General features: G+C 72.3%; 13 protein-coding genes. 5 read left to right on the top strand and 8 right to left on the bottom strand.

Annotated elements, in window-relative coordinates; genetic code table 11:
• Positions 1 to 291: 291 nt before the first annotated feature.
• Complete coding sequence (locus ACQPZP_RS38435) at positions 292 to 1,515, top strand: D-alanyl-D-alanine carboxypeptidase family protein (RefSeq protein ID WP_433474564.1); 1,224 nt, start codon at positions 292 to 294, stop codon at positions 1,513 to 1,515.
• Between the two features lie 156 nt (positions 1,516 to 1,671).
• Positions 1,672 to 2,100, top strand: a complete 429-nt coding sequence (locus ACQPZP_RS38440) for a nuclear transport factor 2 family protein (protein ID WP_433474565.1) — start codon at positions 1,672 to 1,674, stop codon at positions 2,098 to 2,100.
• On the opposite strand, the gene ACQPZP_RS38445 is transcribed toward ACQPZP_RS38440, so the two are convergent.
• From ACQPZP_RS38445 to ACQPZP_RS38460, 4 genes are all read right to left on the bottom strand, one after another.
• A complete protein-coding gene (locus ACQPZP_RS38445) occupies positions 2,070 to 3,125 on the bottom strand; it encodes a YihY/virulence factor BrkB family protein (RefSeq protein WP_433474566.1) in 1,056 nt (351 codons plus the stop codon). The genes ACQPZP_RS38440 and ACQPZP_RS38445 overlap by 31 nt on opposite strands.
• A 69-nt stretch (positions 3,126 to 3,194) precedes the next feature.
• Positions 3,195 to 3,767 carry a 2'-5' RNA ligase family protein gene (locus tag ACQPZP_RS38450; RefSeq protein WP_433474567.1) on the bottom strand — a complete coding sequence of 191 codons (573 nt, stop codon included), beginning with the start codon at positions 3,765 to 3,767 and terminating at the stop codon, positions 3,195 to 3,197.
• 49 nt (positions 3,768 to 3,816) lie between these two features.
• Positions 3,817 to 4,893: a tryptophan--tRNA ligase gene (gene trpS, locus ACQPZP_RS38455; RefSeq protein ID WP_433479743.1), complete on the bottom strand. Its 1,077-nt coding sequence runs from the start codon at positions 4,891 to 4,893 to the stop codon at positions 3,817 to 3,819.
• A gap of 18 nt (positions 4,894 to 4,911) precedes the next feature.
• Positions 4,912 to 5,937, bottom strand: coding sequence for a hemolysin family protein (locus tag ACQPZP_RS38460; RefSeq protein WP_433474568.1), 1,026 nt, complete (start codon positions 5,935 to 5,937; stop codon positions 4,912 to 4,914).
• An 81-nt stretch (positions 5,938 to 6,018) separates the two neighbouring features.
• Here ACQPZP_RS38460 and galE point away from each other — a divergent pair, with 81 nt between their 5' ends.
• Positions 6,019 to 6,972 (top strand): UDP-glucose 4-epimerase GalE, encoded by a 954-nt coding sequence (gene galE, locus ACQPZP_RS38465; protein ID WP_433474569.1) that lies wholly within the window; start codon positions 6,019 to 6,021, stop codon positions 6,970 to 6,972.
• The gene (gene galK / locus ACQPZP_RS38470; protein ID WP_433479744.1) at positions 6,969 to 8,105 is read left to right on the top strand and encodes a galactokinase; all 1,137 of its coding nucleotides are present in this window, start codon (positions 6,969 to 6,971) and stop codon (positions 8,103 to 8,105) included. Before galE ends, galK begins: the two co-directional genes overlap by 4 nt.
• Here the strand turns inward: galK and ACQPZP_RS38475 are convergent.
• Complete coding sequence (locus ACQPZP_RS38475; protein WP_433474570.1) at positions 8,098 to 10,749, bottom strand: hypothetical protein; 2,652 nt, start codon at positions 10,747 to 10,749, stop codon at positions 8,098 to 8,100. The two genes, galK and ACQPZP_RS38475, sit on opposite strands and share 8 nt — an antisense overlap.
• Positions 10,736 to 12,511, bottom strand: a complete 1,776-nt coding sequence (locus ACQPZP_RS38480) for an HSP90 family protein (RefSeq protein WP_433474571.1) — start codon at positions 12,509 to 12,511, stop codon at positions 10,736 to 10,738. Before ACQPZP_RS38480 ends, ACQPZP_RS38475 begins: the two co-directional genes overlap by 14 nt.
• A gap of 271 nt (positions 12,512 to 12,782) precedes the next feature.
• On the opposite strand from ACQPZP_RS38480, the gene ACQPZP_RS38485 reads away from it, so the two are divergent.
• The gene (locus ACQPZP_RS38485) at positions 12,783 to 13,847 is read left to right on the top strand and encodes a class I SAM-dependent methyltransferase (protein WP_433474572.1); all 1,065 of its coding nucleotides are present in this window, start codon (positions 12,783 to 12,785) and stop codon (positions 13,845 to 13,847) included.
• Between the two features lie 59 nt (positions 13,848 to 13,906).
• Here ACQPZP_RS38485 and ACQPZP_RS38490 read toward each other — a convergent pair whose 3' ends face one another.
• The gene (locus ACQPZP_RS38490) at positions 13,907 to 14,896 is read right to left on the bottom strand and encodes a malate dehydrogenase (RefSeq protein ID WP_433474573.1); all 990 of its coding nucleotides are present in this window, start codon (positions 14,894 to 14,896) and stop codon (positions 13,907 to 13,909) included.
• Between the two features lie 234 nt (positions 14,897 to 15,130).
• Positions 15,131 to 16,348, bottom strand: coding sequence for an NADP-dependent isocitrate dehydrogenase (locus tag ACQPZP_RS38495; protein ID WP_433474574.1), 1,218 nt, complete (start codon positions 16,346 to 16,348; stop codon positions 15,131 to 15,133).
• Positions 16,349 to 16,442 lie beyond the last annotated feature (94 nt).

Here is a 16,442-nt window from a genome sequence, read left to right on the forward strand (position 1 = left end):
CGCGGGGGTCCTACTTTTCGGTCATCGATCTTGCCTTCGGCATCACTAGATCGAACTAGTCAGCCGGTCCCAAAATACCGTCCATGACGGACTGTGACCAATACTGAGCGTCCCTTACGTACCGTGAGATCACCTGTGCACCCCGCGTCGCGTCCGTCCCGTGCTTGCCGTATTCGTGATCGGGTACCCCTTCGTCGGATACGTCGCCTAGTCTTCGGGGGAGTCATGGGCGTTGGGCGCATGCGCGTCGGGAGCGATGGCGCTTCCACGGGAGTGAGGAGCGTCGGGAGCTTGCGACCACAGCGACGAGGGCCGGACGTCCGCCGTGCCCTGACGGTGATCACCGTGCCGGTCACGGCCGCCTCGCTCGCGGCGGGCCCCGCCCTGGTGGCAGCGCCCGCCACAGCCGCGTCCACGGCCGCGCCGGCGGCCGAGACGGTCGGCGGCCCGCAGCTCGCGAGCCGGGGCATCGTCGTCAACAAGGCCCCCGGGGTTCCCGCGCCGCCGAAGATCAAGGCCTCCTCGTACATGATCGCGGACGCCGACACCGGCCAGGTCCTCGCCGCCAAGGACCCGCACGGCCACTACCTCCCGGCCAGCACGATCAAGACGCTGACCGCGCTCACGCTCGTCCCGAAGCTGGACCCGAACCGGCTCGTCCGGCCGTCCCAGAAGGCGTGCGACGTCGAGGGCACCAAGGTCGGGCTGACGCCGAAGATGCAGTACAAGGTCAACGACCTGTTCCACGCGATGCTGATGATGTCCGCCAACGACGCGGCGTTCACGCTGGCCGAGGCCGACGGGGGCGTGAAGAAGACGCTCGCCGACATGAACGCCGAGGCGAAGCGCATCAACGCCCACGACACCCTCGCCGCGTCGCCGAACGGGCTCGACAAGGACCTCGGGCTGAACGTCCGGACGCAGCACACCTCCGCCTACGACCTCGCGCTCATCCTGCGCGAGGGCATGAAGAACCCCGAGTACCGCGCCTACATGCAGGCGATCGACTTCAAGTTCCCGGCGCCGCCCACCAAGAAGCAGCGCAAGAAGGGCGTGAAGGTCGGCGGATACCCGATCCACACGCACAACCACATGCTGGCGGGCGAGGGCCAGGCGTACGCCGGGATGCTCGGCGGCAAGAACGGCTTCACGCTCGCCGCGCAGCAGACCTTCGTCGCCGAGGCGCGGCGCGGCGGGCACACGATCGTGATCTCGCTGATGAGGGCGGACCGGCCGCCGTCCCCGTACGCGGCCAAGCTGCTCGACTGGGGCTTCGCCGCCCGCGGCAAGGTGCAGCCGGTCGGCACGCTGGTCCCGCCCGGCGACGCCCAGCAGACCAAGAAGCGCGACTCCGGCGTGCTGCCGGACGCCCCGCTCGCCTCGGACGACTCGTCCCGCATGTGGCTGCTCGTCGGCGGCGGCACGGCCGGGGCGCTGCTCGCGATCGCGGTGCTGTTCGTGGTGCTGCGGCGGCGGCGCCGCCTGGAGGCGGCCCGCAACCGCGCCGGCCGGTAGGCGGCACCGGCCGGTGAAGCCGGCCGGTAAAGCTTCTCTCACCCCGAGCCCACGGCTCTGGTACGCGCGCGCCCGGCGGGCTTACGCTCACGGTGGCGCCGGTGACCTCGCCGCTGCCGCGGGACGGCGGGCCGGCGCCGCGGGAGGAACGGCGTCATGTCCGACTTGTACGTCTCCGTGCCCGGTGGGTCCGTCCTTGAGCACCCGAACGTCACGCTGCTGAAGGACGGCTACACGGCGTTCGCCAAGGGCGACATGGCCCTCATCCGCGAGCTCCTCGCCGACGACGTCGTCCACCGCGTCCCTGGGCGCGGGCCCATCTGCGGCGAGTACCGGACACCCGAGGAGGTCCTCGGCTTCTACGTCCGGCTGTTCGAGCTGTCCGGCGGGACGTTCCGCGCCGAGCCGTACTCGGTGATGGCCAACGACGAGTACGGCGCGGCCCTCGTGCAGACCTACGCCGAACGCCCGGGCCGGGTCCTGGACGGCCGCGGGGTGGACCTGTTCCGCTTCCGGGACGGGAAGATCACCGAGATCCGGACGCTGGCCGAGGATCAGTACGCCGACGACGCCTTCTGGTCCTGAGCCGGGCCGGTCCCGGACGGCTCGGCCTTCTTCCGGGGCGCCTGGGCCTCTTCGGCGCGTTCCTGGAGCGCCTCGGCCTCCGCACGGTCGGCGGCGTTCTCCGGATCGGCGGCGTCGGCGGTGAGGACGACGCGGCGGGTGGCCGTCCAGGCGGCGACGAACAGCGCGAACCGGGTCGCGATGTTGATCCACACCATCAGCCCGACCAGCACGGCGAACGTGCCGTAGACCGGGTTCTGCGTGGTCCGGCCGACCAGGATCGCCGCGATCTGCTTGAGGACCTCGAACCCGACCGCGCCGAACACCGCGCCGCGGATGATCCGCCGCCAGGGCGCCCGCGTCCCCGACAGCCGCGTGAACAGCACTAGGAAGACCACGGTGTCGAAGAAGATCGCGCAGGCCAGCGACAGCAGCCGCAGCCCGGTGCCGGCCCCGGGGACGTCCTGCATCCCGAGCCATCCCAGAACGGTGTGGGTGGTGGACGTGGCGACCGTCGTGACCGCCATACCGCAGACCAGGATCAGGCCGAGGAAGGCCAGGACGGCCAGGTCCCACAGCCGCTTCAGGAAGAAGTTGCCGCCGCCTCCCGGCTCGTTCCCCCAGATGTCGCGCAGGGACTCGCGCAGCACCTGCACCCAGCCGAGCCCGGTGACCAGCAGCGCGACCAGCCCGACGACCCCGACGGCCGTCTTGGACCGGGCGATCTGCTCGACGTCCAGCTGACCGGCGAGCCCGGGCAGCTGCGAGCCGATCGCCCGGACGAAGTAGTCGCGGGCCTCGTCGCTGAGCCCGACGAGGTAGCCGAGCAGCGCGTACGCCAGCGCCAGCAGCGGGAAGAAGGACAGGAACGCGTAGCAGGTGAGGGCGGCGGCGAGCCGGTCGCCGCGGCGCTCCCGGTACCGCTCGAACGCGCGGGCCTGGTGGTCGAGCCACCGCGAGCGTCGCCGCGAGCGGCGCAGCAGGTCCTTGCCTTTGCCGGACAGAGACTCGCTCTGCCGCTGCACCCTGTTGATCACCTGCCGCATGTACGCAACGTACCCAGCGGAGACCACTCGATGCCGCAGACCGTAATCAACCGTTCAACAGAGCGTTTTTCACCCATCCCGTCCCGGCGAGGGCACGACCCCGCCACCGAAGAAGAAGTCGCATTGCGGGCGCCACACGCCGTCCAGCCCATGCTCGTAAAGGGAGAACCCCCACGCCTCGAAGTCGGCGCTGTAGCCGGCGAGCTCCTTGAACGCCTGGTCCATGACGTCGTCGGGCAGGTGGTGGGCGATGGTGACGTGCGGGTGGTACGGGAACGGCAGCGGCCGGGCGAGCGGGCCCGACAGGACCTTCGCCTGGACGCGCTCGCAGCCCCCGATCCCCTCGGCGAGCGCCACGAACACGACCGGGGACACCGGCCGGAACGTTCCGCTGCCGCGCAGCCTGATCGGGAACGGCCGCTCGGTGGCCGCGACGCCGCGCAGATGCTCCTCGACGGCGTCCAGATCGGACCCGCGCACCTCGGTGGGCGGCAGCAGCGTGATGTGCGTCGGGATCGCATGGGCGAGGGGATCGCCGAACGAGGCACGCTTGGCCTGGAGGAACGCTCCGTGCGGGTCCGGGATGGGGATGGCGACGCCGATCGCGCGGATCCCGTCGCCGGAAGACGCGGCACCGCTCACGGAGGGCGCCTCGCCGGGGCCCTCCGCGGCGTCGTCGTGTGGGGGACGGTCAGCGACCACGTCCCACGAATCCCACCCGTTCGCGCACCGTCTCCATCGTCCCGGCGGCGACCTCGGAGGCGCGCTCGGCGCCCACGGCGAGCAGCCGGTCGAGTTGCTCCTCGTCGTCCAGCAGCTTGAGCGTGCGCTCCCTGATCGGCGTGAACGTGTCGAGGACGAGTTGTGCGAGGTCCTTCTTGAACTGGCCGTAGCCGGAGCCCTCGTAGCGGCGCTCCAGGTCGGCGACGGACGCGCCCTCCAGCGCGGAGTAGATCCGCAGCAGGTTGGTGACGCCCGCCTTCTTCTCCTCGTCGTAGACGACGTCGGAGCCGGTGTCGGTGACCGCGCGCATGATCTTCTTGCGCATCGGGCCGGGCTCCTCCAGCACGTCGATGATCCCCTGCGGCGAGGACGCCGACTTGCTCATCTTCGCGCCCGGCTCCTGCAGGTCGGTGATCTTCGCGGCGCCCTCGGGGATGTGCGCGTCCGGCAGCACGAACGTGTCGCCGAACCGGTGGTTGAACCGCTGCGCGAGCGTGCGGGTCAGCTCCAGGTGCTGCCGCTGGTCCTCGCCGACCGGGACGCGCAGCGCCCGCTCCTCCCGGGTGGGGTCGGGCGAGTAGAGCAGGATGTCGGCGGCCTGCAGGATCGGGTAGGTGAACAGGCCGACGCTCGTCCCGCCGGTGCCGTGCTTGGACGACTTGTCCTTGAACTGGGTCATCCGCCCGGCCTCGCCGAACCCGGTGAGGCAGCTGAGCACCCACGCCAGCTCGGCGTGCTCGGGGACGTGGCTCTGCACGAACACGGTGGCGCGCTCGGGGTCCAGCCCCATCGCGAGGAGCTGCGCGACGGCGACCTTCGTGCGGCGGCGCAGCAGCGCGGGGTCGTGCTCGATCGTGATGGCGTGCAGGTCGACAACGCAGTAGAAGGCTTCGTGCGTGTCCTGCATCGAGACCCACTGCCGGAGCGCGCCCAGATAGTTGCCGAGGTGGAACGAGTCGGCGGTGGGCTGGATGCCGGACAGCACGCGCGGCGGGGCCGCGGCGGTTCCGGCGTCGGACGCTTCGGGGCTGGGCGCTTCGGGCATCTGCACGGATCGATTCTCTCAGGTGTCACCGGAGGCTCGGCCGCCGGTGGCCTGCCGGACGGCCGGCCCGTTGCCGGGGCCGGCGCCGGGACCGGTGGCGGCGTCGCCGGTCGCCGCCCGCGGGGTCGCGGACGGCGTGCCGGGCGGCACCGGTACGGCCTGCGGCGTCGCCCGCGGCATGACGCGCACGCGGGCGACCCGCCGGCCGTCCATCCGGGCCACCGCGAGGCGGCGGCCGCCGGCCTCCACCGAGTCGCCCTCGGCGGGCACGCGGCGCAGCACCGCCATGATGTGCCCGGCGACCGTCTCGTACGGGCCGTCCGGCAGCCGGATGCCGGTCTCGGCGGCGAAGTCGTCCAGGTTGAGCAGGCCGTCGACCTCGACCACCCCGCCGTGCAGGCGCCGTGCCTGCGCGTCCTGCACATCATATTCGTCGCGGATGTCGCCGATGAGCTCCTCCAGGAGGTCCTCCAGCGTGACGATCCCGGCGACGCCGCCGTACTCGTCCATGACGATCGCCAGGTGGCAGCCCTCGCGGCGCATCTCCGACAGCGCCGGCAGCACCCGTTTCGAGGACGGCAGGAACTTCACCGGCCGCACCAGGCCTCCCACCGGCCCCTCCCCCTCGGGGCCGCCGGGCGCCAGCAGGTCGCGGATGTGGACGAAGCCGATCACCTCGTCGTGGGAGTCGAGGCAGACGGGGAACCGGGAGTGCGGGCTGCTCGCGGCGAGCCTCGCGGCGGCCGTCAGCGGGAGCGCCGCGTCCAGGAACACCACCTCGGTGCGCGGGACGAGGACCTCCCGCAGCGGCCGCTCCCCGGCCGCGAACACCTCCCCGATCAACGCCCGTTCGTCCGCGGTGAGCTGCGTGTTCTCCGCCACGAGGGCGCGCATCCGCTCCGCGGTGATCTCCTCCCGCAGGGCGTGCGGGTCGCCGCCCGACAGCCGCACGACGAGGTCGGTCGAGCTCGACAGCAGCCACACCAGCGGGCGCGCCAGCCTGCGCGCGGGCCCCGCGGGGGGCCTCGGCGGCCTCCGGTCCATGCGTTCAGCCTTCCCCGTTCGGCGTTCCGGATAGCCTGGACGCACCCGTCGTCCAAAGAGTCTCGCCGTGGAGGTCCGTCAGTGAAGCTGCTCGTCACCGGAGGCGCCGGCTACATCGGCAGTGTCGTCTCCGCTCTGCTCCTGGAGGCGGGGCACGAGGTCGTCGTCCTGGACGACCTGTCCACCGGGCACGAGGACGCGGTGCCCGAGGGCGCCAAGCTGGTGCGCGGCACGCTGCGCGACAAGGCGGCGGAGCTCCTCGGCGGCGCCGGGTTCGAGGCCGTGCTGCACTTCGCGGCCAAGTCCCTCGTCGGCGAGTCGGTCGAGAAGCCCGGCCTGTACTGGGACAAGAACCTCGGCGAGTCGCTGGCGCTGCTGGACGCGATGCGCGTCGCCGGCGTCCCCCGGATCGTGTTCTCCTCCACGGCCGCCACCTACGGCGAGCCGGAGTCGACGCCGATCCTGGAGACCGACCCGACCCGCCCGACCAACCCCTACGGCGCGTCCAAGCTGGCGATCGACACGGCGCTGGCCGAGTACGCGCGCCTGCACGGCATCGGCGGGGTCTCGCTGCGGTACTTCAACGTGGCGGGCGCCCACGGGCGGCACGGCGAGCGGCACACCGTCGAGACGCACCTGATCCCGAACGTGCTGAAGATCGCGCAGGGGGACGGCGACACGGTGCGCATGTTCGGCGACGACTATCCGACGCCGGACGGCACCTGCATCCGCGACTACATCCACGTGACCGACCTCGGCCGCGCCCACCTCCTCGCGCTGGACGCCTGCGCGCCGGGCACGCACCAGATCTTCAACCTGGGCAGCGGCACCGGCAACTCGGTCCGGGAGGTCGTCGAGGTCTGCCGCGAGGTCACCGGCCGCGACATCCCGGCCGAGGTGGCGCCGCGCCGCGCCGGGGACCCGGCCGTGCTGGTCGCCTCGTCCGAGAAGATCCAGGCGGAGCTCGGCTGGAAGCCGGAGCGGGACCTGCGCACCATGGTCGGCGACGCGTGGACGTTCCTGCGGTCGCGATGACCGAAGCGTTCCGCGCGGCGTTCGGGCGGCCCGCCGAAGGCGTGTGGCACGCGCCGGGCCGGGTCAACCTGATCGGCGAGCACACCGACTACAACGACGGCTTCGTCCTGCCGTTCGCCCTGTCCCGCGGCGTCTCGGTCGCCGCCGCCCGTCGCGACGACGGTGTGCTGGAGGTCCGCTCCCTGCAGGCCCCCGCCACCGTCACCGCCCCGGTGGACGGCGGGACGGTCGTCTCCGAGAACTGGCCGTCCGACCGGGCGTGGGCGGCGTACCCGGTGGGGGTCGCCCGCGTCCTGCGCGAGCACGGCACCGGCGGCGCGTCCCTCCTGGTCGACTCGGACCTGCCCCAGGGTGCGGGCCTCTCCTCGTCGGCCGCCCTGGAATGCGCCACCGCGCTCGCGCTCCGCGACCTGTACGGCGTGGAGATCGACCGGCCGGCGCTGGCCCGGCTGGCGCAGCGGGCCGAGAACGAGCAGGTCGGCATGCCCTGCGGCCTGATGGACCAGTCGGCGTCCCTGCTCTGCACGCACGGCCACGCGCTGATGCTCGACTGCCGCAGCGAACTGTCCGCGCAGGTCCCCTTCGACCCGGCCGCGTCGGACATGACGCTCCTGGTGATCAACACGCGCGCCTCGCACACCCTGACCGGCGGCGACTACGGCCGCCGCCGCGCCGAGTGCGAGGAGGCCGCGGCCCTGCTCGACGTCCCGGCGCTGCGCGACGTGAAGGACCTCGCCGCCGCCCTCGGGGCGCTGCCCGACCCCGTGCTGCGCCGCCGCGTCCAGCATGTCGTCACCGAGAACCACCGCGTCGAGGCCGCCGTCGGCCTGCTGCGCGCCGGTGCCCTGCCCGAGCTCGGCGCGATGCTGAACGCCTCGCACCTCTCCCTCCGCGACCAGTTCGAGATCTCCTGGCCCGAGGCCGACGCGACCGTCGACGCCGCCCTCCGCGCGGGCGCCCGGGGCGGGCGCATGGTGGGCGGCGGCTTCGGCGGCTCCGTCATCGTCCTCACCTCCACGGCCCGCGCCCAGCAGGTGCGTGACGCGATCACGGCCGCGTACGAGAAGCGCTCCTGGACGCCGCCCGAGTTCCTGGAGGCGCCCCCCTCACAGGGCGCCCACCGCGTCAGCTGAGGGCCGACCTGATGTCGGCGTGGAGCCGGGTGGCCTCTTCGGCGGCATCGGTCTCGTCGAGGGTGGTGAAGCCGTCCGCCGCGGCGGAGGCGTGGGAGGCGGCCTCGGGGAGGCGGCCGACCTGGGCGAGGATGCGGGCCTGGTCGTAGGAGACGAGGGCCGTCTCCCAGATGCGGGCGGGCTCGTTGTCCGGAGGGAGGCCCGCCAGGGCCGCGCGGGCGGTGTCCATGGCGGTGAGGGCCTTGTCGGCGTCGCCGCTCCAGAACAGGCACATCGCGGCGCGACGACGGGTGCGGACCAAGCCGTACGGGTCGCCGGCCTTCTCGTAGGACTCGGCCGCCTCGGCGAACCGTTCGGCGGCCTGGGCGTCCTTGTCGAGGGCGGTCAGGACGCCGGCGGCCTCGTCGAGGAAGTGCGCGACGGCGTCGTGGCGGCCGTCCCGCGCGGCGTCCTCGGCGAGGGACGCGAACGTCGCGGCGGCGTCCTCCTCACCCATCCCCTTCTGCGCGTGGGCGAGGATGAGGCGGCAGCGCTGCCCGGCGTCGCCGTCGAGGTTCGGCAGCGCCTCCTCGGCGACCTCGGCGGCCTCGAAATTGCGGCCCGTGGACAGGTAGGCGGCTGCGAGGTCCACGCGTAGCCGGACGGCCTGCTCGTGGGCGCCCTGCGCCGTCCAGGCGGCGATGGCCTCCGCAAGGTCGGCGACGGCGTCGGCGGGGCGGTCGGCGGCGAGGAACGCGAGGCCGCGCTCGGAGTGCGCCGAGGCGCGCATCGGCGACGGGCCGGGGAGCGCGGCGATCACCTCGTCGAGCAGGGCGAACGTCTCCTCGTCCGGGCCCTCCTCCCGTCTGGCCAGGATGCGGGCGAGCAGCAGGCCGGGCGAGGCGACCGTCTCCGGCTCGCCGGACGTGCGCGCCGCGTCGATGGAACGGCGCAGCGCCGCCGCGGCCTCGTCGGTGCCGCCCTGCTGAAGAAGCGCCTGTCCCCGCAGGAACCACAGTTCGCCGGCACGGTCGGGCGCGTCGTCCGGAACGATCTCGTCCAGCGCGGCGAGCGCGTCCGCCGGACGGTCGAACCGCACATAGGCGGTGGCCAGGCGGAGCAGCGCGGCCGTGGCGTCGCCGTCCTCCCCCGGGTGCGCGGCGAGGTGGCCGGCCGACGCGATCACCTGCTCGAGCCCGCCGTCGTCGCCCAGGTCGATGCGCAGCGCGCCGAGACGGCCGAGCGTGCGGTGGCGGCGCGTCTCGTCGCCCAGCTCGGCGAAGAGCCGGGCCGCCTCCTCCCAGCACGCGACCGCGCCGTGGCCGTCGCCGTCCACGGCGTGCTCGACGCCCCGGCCGTCCAGGCGGCGGGCCTTCTGCGGGGGCGTCGGCTCGGTGGTCTCGGCGACGGCGTCGAACCGCCGCCACGCCGCCCGCATGCCGTCCAGGTCGTTGTCCGCGCGGCGCCGGTCCACGAGGTCGAGGAGCTCGCCGAGGTCGTCCACGGAGGTCAGGTCGTTCTGCGGGACGGGCGGCGGTACGGACGCCGGCGCGGGACGGCGGTGGTGGGCGGCCAGCGGGACGAAGCCGGCGACCGGTTCGGCCGCCAGCGTGGCACGCACCCGGTCGCCCTGGTGGGACGTGCCGTTGCGGGCGTCGAACCGGTCCGCCAGCGCCGTGGCGCGTTCCGCCAGTTCCGTGTGGAGCTCCGGCAGCGGCACATCGGCCGCCGCGCGCCCGTCGGCGGCCGGGCGGCGGATCGCCGCCGCGCCGTGCCCGGCCGCGGCCACCCGGTCCAGGACGAGGGCCGCCGCGGCGGAGAACTCCATGTCGGCGTGCGCGCTCGGGGCCCGGTCGAGCCAGCCGAGATGCCGCTGCAGGATCTCCAGGCCGCGCGCCTCGTTGCCGGTGACCGCGCAGAACTCCAGGTGCTCGGCGATGTCGCTGAGGTCGGCGAGACGCGCCCGGTGCACCCGGTAGGCGCGGCGGTGCGCGTCAGCGGCCTGCTCGCCGCGGCCGGTGCGCAGGTAGACGGGCAGCAGCGCGGTCTGGATGGACTGCGGCTGCTCGTTGCAGGACAGCCGCGAGCTCAGCACGGGCGCGGCGATCTCGAACGCCTCCTCGTACCGTCCGGCCTCGACGAGGTGGCGGGCCATGCCGGTGGGGTCGCAGCCCTCGCAGTCGGACAGGTCGTCCCGCTCGGCGGCGCGCCACTTCAGGTACCACTCGTCCGCCGACCCGTCGCCGATGTGCCGCGCCACCACGTTGCGGTAGTGGTACACCGCCTGGAGGCTGTGCCCGGCCGCCTTGTAGCGCCGCTCCATGTCCTCCAGGACGGCGTAGGCCCGGTCCAGCGGGATCTCCGGGAAGAGGGTGAGGGAGCTGACCGCCGCCTTCATCTGCCACAGCAGGCTGTGCGTCTCGTCGAACCGGGCGGGGTCGCGGTCGTGCTCGGCCAGCGTCCGGCCGAACGTCGCGAACGCCTTCGCGGGCTCGCCGCCGTACCGGTACGCGTCCGTCAGCCGGACCCGCACATGGAACGCCAGCACCTCGTCGCCGGCCGCCTCCGCGCGGCGCAGTGCGTCCTCGACCAGGACGGTGCGCGCCTCCCCGTAGGGCAGCTCCTGCGACCGCGCCATCAGCGCGTAGACGTCATCCGTGCTCATTCGGCGCCTCCGGCGAGTGGACGGCCCACTCCAGCAGGCCGATGAAGGAACGGTTCAGGACCGCCGTGTCGGCGGGCCGCAGTGGATGGTGGCCGAGCAGCAGCGCCTGCCCGTACAGGGCCTGGACGGCCAGTTCGACCGGCCCGTCATCGCCGAGGGACGTGACGCGCCGCGCCAGCGGGTTGCGATGGTTCAGCACCAGCTGGGGCCGGTCGGCGCTCGCTGAGGCGTTGACCGCGCCGAGCACGTCCGCCCACAGCTCGTCGGCCTCCTCCTGCGCGCGCGTGAGCTCCTGACGGAACTGCGCGTCGCGGCTGGTCAGGTAGAGAGCGGGCAGGGAGGCGGGGTCGAAGTCGCGGACGACCAGCTCGCACCCGAGCCGCTCCACGGCCCGCTGCGCCGCCGCCAGGAACGGCCGCAGCGCCAGCTCCGTGGCGGGGTCGAGGACGCCGAACGTGGTGGTCAGCTCCGCCGCGTCCAGCCGGGCGAGCCGGATGTCGGGGTCCAGGTCGGGCAGCCGCTCGATGATCTCGGTGTCGTGGACGTAGCCGCCGTTGACGAGCCCGACCCCCTGCGCGCCCGCGACCGCCGACAGCCGCCGGAACTCGTCCACGCTCGCGGTGAACCGGCCGTCCGGGTGCCGGCGGCGGAACTCGTGCAGCGTCATCGGCCCGGCGGACGTCTCGTACTCCAGCCACCGGTCGACGATCCGCAGCATGTCGTCGTCGTGCAGCGCCATCGCCTTCACGCCGAGCTGGTGCAGCCGCAGGAACGAGCGCAGCTTCGCCGGGTCGGTCTCGGCGAGCTTCACCAGCCACTGCCGCAGGACGTCACCGAGCCCCTGCCGCGTCGAGTCGAGCAGCTCGTCCTCGTAGAGCGCCTCACGGCTCGCCGTCGGCCGCAGCTCCCCCGCGTCCACGACGCACCGCGCGAAGAACGCCCACTCCGGCAGCAGACCCTCCACGTTCTCCGCCAAGAGCATCCGCTTCAGGTAGACGCGATGGGCGGCGCGCGCGGACGGCGACACCGGCTCCGGCAGAACGAACGCGACCCCCGTCAGCCCCGCCTCCGGCACGTCGAGATCCACCACGTCGAACGGCGTGAACCCGTACAGCTCCTCGCAGTACCGCTCCAGCGCCCGCCTGCGCGCGGCGGGGTCGCGGTGGGACGCGCGCCAGGGCGGCCCGTCCCCGGTGGCGGCGGTGCCGTCCACGACCAGCTCGACCGGGAGGAGCGACCCGTACGTGCGGGCAAGCTCGGCGACGACCGGCGGACTCAGCAGTTCGCCCGCCCCCGGCCGGGCCCGCAACGTCACCGTCGTGCCCGGCTCGTCGCGCTCGCCGGGCTCGACCCGGTAGCTGCCCTCGGAGCGGCCCGTCCATCTGACGGCGGCACCACCCCGGGCGGACCGGGTCACGACCTCGATCTCGTCCGCGACGAGGAAGGCGGACAGCAACCCGATCCCGAACTGCCCGAGGAAGTCGTGCCGCGCGAAGCCCAGCTCGTCCCGCTTGGACGACCGGCCGATCGTCGCCAGCAGCGTGTGCACCTCGTCCTCGGTCAGCCCCACGCCGTCGTCGTGGACCCGCAGCGTCCCGCCGCCGGTCTCGATCTCGACCCGGCCGCCCTCGCCCCGCGCCGTGATCGCGTCCACCGCGTTCTGCAGCAGCTCCCGCAGATACACCCGCGGGCTGGCGTAGAGATGGCGGCTCAGCAGATCCACCACCCCGCGCAGATCCACCTGAAATGCCTGTTCCGCCACCGGCGCGCCTCCCCCGATCACATTGCGAGCGGATCACACCATAGCGACCACTACCGACGCCTTCAGATCTTTTGCGACCGCCACCGTCCGATCGGCCTCGGCCTCCCACCTGTGGTGGAGCGCGGCGGGAACGGGTGCCGCGGACCTCGGCCATGAAGAGTGATGGCTTCTCCCGGATCCGGCAAATACTTGGTGCCCGGCTCCCCCTCACCGTCCCGGCCACGATAGGGACGAAGAGGGGAACGATGCCGTTCTGATCCGAGGAGGGACCGTGTCATCGGACGCCACGCGGCAGGAGGAGTTCACCGGCCTCATGGTCGACGTGCTCAACAAGGGGACGCTGGCCCTCCTCATGAGCGTCGGCCACCAGACCGGCCTGTTCGACACCATGAGCACGCTGCCGCCCTCCACGAGCAGCGACATCGCCAAGGCGGCGCACCTCGACGAGCGCTACGTGCGCGAGTGGCTGGGCGGCATGGTCGTCGGCGGCATCCTGGAATACGAGCCGGACGGCGCGACGTACACGCTGCCCCCCGAACACGCCGCCTCGCTCACCACCGCCGCCGGGCCCGACAACCTCGCCGGGTTCATGCCTTACATCGCGCTGATGGGCGAGGTCGAGCAGCAGGTCGTCGCGTCCTTCCGCAACGGCGGCGGCGTCCCCTACTCCGCGTACCCCCGCTTCCAGGCCCTCCAGGCGCAGGAGACGGCCCGCGTATACGACGCGGCTCTCGTCGACACGATCGTGCCGCTGGTCCCTGGCCTCACCGAACGGCTGCGCGACGGCATCGACGTCCTGGACGTGGGCACCGGCCAGGGACACGCCCCCGTCGTCCTGGCCCAGGCCTTCCCACGCAGCCGCTTCCACGGCCTCGACCAGTCGGAGGAGGGCATCGCGGCCGGCCGCCGGGAGGCCGGCCGGCTGTCCCTGGACAACGTCTCCTACACGATCGGCGACGCGACGCAGATCACCGGACGGTACGACCTGGTCACCGCCTTCGACGTCATCCACGACCTGGCCCGGCCGCAGGAGACCCTGGACGCCGTCGCCGCGTCCCTCCGCGACGGCGGCATCTTCCTGATGGGCGACATCGCCGCGTCCAGCAACCTGGAGGAGAACCTCGACCATCCCTTCGGGCCCGCGCTCTACAGCTTCTCGGTCTTCTACTGCATGACCACCTCGCTGAGCACCGGCGGCGCCGGTCTCGGCACGGTCTGGGGGGAGCAGACGGCCCAGCGGATGCTCGGGGACGCCGGCTTCACCGACGTCCAGGTCCGCTCGGTCGAAGGGGACCCGCTGAACGTCTACTACGTGGCGACGACCAGCCCCGCCTGATGTGACCGGACGCGAGAGGGCCCCGGACCTGTGCGGTCCGGGGCCCGTCCGCCTGTGGCTCAGATGAGGCCGAGCTTGCGGACCGCCTCGCGCTCCTCGGACAGCTCGTTCACCGAAGCGTCGATGCGGGCGCGGGAGAAGTCGTTGATGTCCAGACCCTGGACGATCTCCCACTTGCCGCCCTTCGTGGTGACCGGGAAGGACGAGATCAGGCCCTCGGGGACGCCGTAGGAGCCGTCCGAGACGACCGCCATGGACGTCCAGTCGCCGTCGGCGGTGCCGTTCACCCAGGTGTGCACGTGGTCGATCGCGGCCGAGGCGGCGCTCGCCGCCGAGGACGCGCCCCGGGCCTCGATGATCGCGGCGCCGCGCTTGGCGACGGTCGGGATGAAGTCGTTCTCCAGCCACGTCTGGTCGTTCACCGTCTCGGCGGCGTTCTTGCCGGCGATCTCGGCGTGGAAGATGTCCGGGTACTGGGTGGCGGAGTGGTTGCCCCAGATCGTCATCTTCCTGATGTCGGCGACGGACACGCCCGCCTTCTTCGACAGCTGCGCCAGCGCGCGGTTGTGGTCGAGGCGCGTCATCGCGGTGAACCGGTCGGCCGGGACGTCCGGCGCGTGCGACTGCGCGATCAGCGCGTTCGTGTTCGCCGGGTTCCCGACGACGAGGACCTTGACGTCGTCGGCCGCTCCGGCGTTGATCGCCTCGCCCTGCGGCTTGAAGATGCCGCCGTTGGCCTCCAGCAGGTCGCCGCGCTCCATGCCCTTCGTGCGCGGGCGGGCGCCGACGAGCAGCGCCACGTTCGTCCCCTCGAACGCCTTCGCCGCGTCGTCGAAGATGTCGGTGCCGGACAGCAGCGGGAACGCGCAGTCGTCCAGTTCCATCGCGGTGCCCTCGGCGGCCTTCACCGCCTGCGGAATCTCCAGCAGCCGGAGGCGTACGGGCACGTCCGCGCCGAGGAGGTGCCCGGACGCGATGCGGAACAGCAGCGCGTAGCCGATCTGGCCCGCCGCGCCGGTAACGGTAACGGTGACTGGGGTGCGAGTCATGCGTCCTTCTCCTGCTGTGACCTGACGGGGCTCAGGCGGCCATCCTTCGAACCCGACCGCCGGAGAGTCCGCCCGCGCGGGTTCTCTCGCCGTCGAGATAGTTCCGGAGTTCAGGCTATCGCGCGCCCCCTCCCCGCCACCCCCCAGGTGCACCGCCCGGCATGGCGCCCGCCCCGCGAACGCGGAAGGCCGCCCCGGACGACGTCCGGGACGGCCCTCGAAGCGCGGCGCAGGTCAGCCGTTGACCTTCTTCTGGAGGTTGGTGTCGAGCGCCTCCAGGAATTCCTGCGTGGTCAGCCAGGGCGTCTCGCGGCCGACGAGCAGAGCCAGGTCCTTGGTCATCTGGCCGTGTTCGACGGTCTCGACGCAGACCTGCTCAAGGGCGCGGGCGAAGCCGATCAGCTCCTTGTTGCCGTCGAGCTTGCCGCGATGGTCGAGGCCGCGGGTCCAGGCGAAGATCGACGCGATGGGGTTGGTCGACGTCGGCTTGCCCTGCTGGTGCTGCCGGTAGTGCCGGGTCACCGTGCCGTGCGCGGCCTCGGCCTCGACGGTCTTGCCGTCCGGGGTCATGAGGACGGACGTCATGAGGCCGAGCGAGCCGAAGCCCTGCGCGAGGGTGTCGGACTGGACGTCGCCGTCGTAGTTCTTGGCGGCCCAGACGAACCCGCCCTCCCACTTGAGCGCCGCGGCGACCATGTCGTCGATGAGGCGGTGCTCGTAGGTGAGGCCCTTGGACTCGAAGTCGGCCTTGAACTCGGTCTCGTAGATCTCCTGGAAGAGGTCCTTGAACCGGCCGTCGTAGGCCTTGAGGATCGTGTTCTTGGTCGACATGTACAGCGGCATCTCGCGGCTCAGCGCGTACCGCATGCTCGTCCGGGCGAAGTCGCGGATCGAGTCGTCGTAGTTGTACATGCCCATCGCGACGCCGCCGCCGGGGAAGTCGGCGATCTCCAGCTCCATCGGCTCGGAGCCGTCCCGCGGGGTGTAGGTGATCGTCACCTTGCCCGGGCCCGGCACGACGAAGTCGGTGGCCTTGTACTGGTCGCCGTGCGCGTGGCGGCCGATGATGATCGGCTTCGTCCAGCCGGGGACCAGGCGGGGGATGTTGGACGCAACGATCGGCTCGCGGAAGATGACGCCGCCCAGGATGTTGCGGATCGTCCCGTTCGGGGACCGCCACATCTTCTTCAGGCCGAACTCCTCGACGCGCGCCTCGTCGGGGGTGATGGTCGCGCACTTGACGCCGACGCCGTACTGCTTGATGGCGTTGGCGGCGTCGACGGTGACCTGGTCGTCCGTGGCGTCACGGTGCTCGATTCCCAGGTCGTAGTACTTCAGGTCAACATCGAGGTAGGGCAGGATCAGCTGGTCCTTGATGAATTTCCAGATGATCCGCGTCATTTCGTCGCCGTCGAGTTCGACGACCGGGCCCGCTACTTTGATCTTGGGCATGCTGTTGCTGTCCCTTTCCTACACCTGGCCAGCAGTCCTTGTAAGGCTCAACTGGCTAGGCTAGCCGAGGCGGTCATGAGGTCTAGACCTGCCC

The organism is Spirillospora sp. CA-142024, from assembly GCF_050942325.1.
Taxonomy (GTDB): Bacteria; Actinomycetota; Actinomycetes; order Streptosporangiales; family Streptosporangiaceae; genus Spirillospora.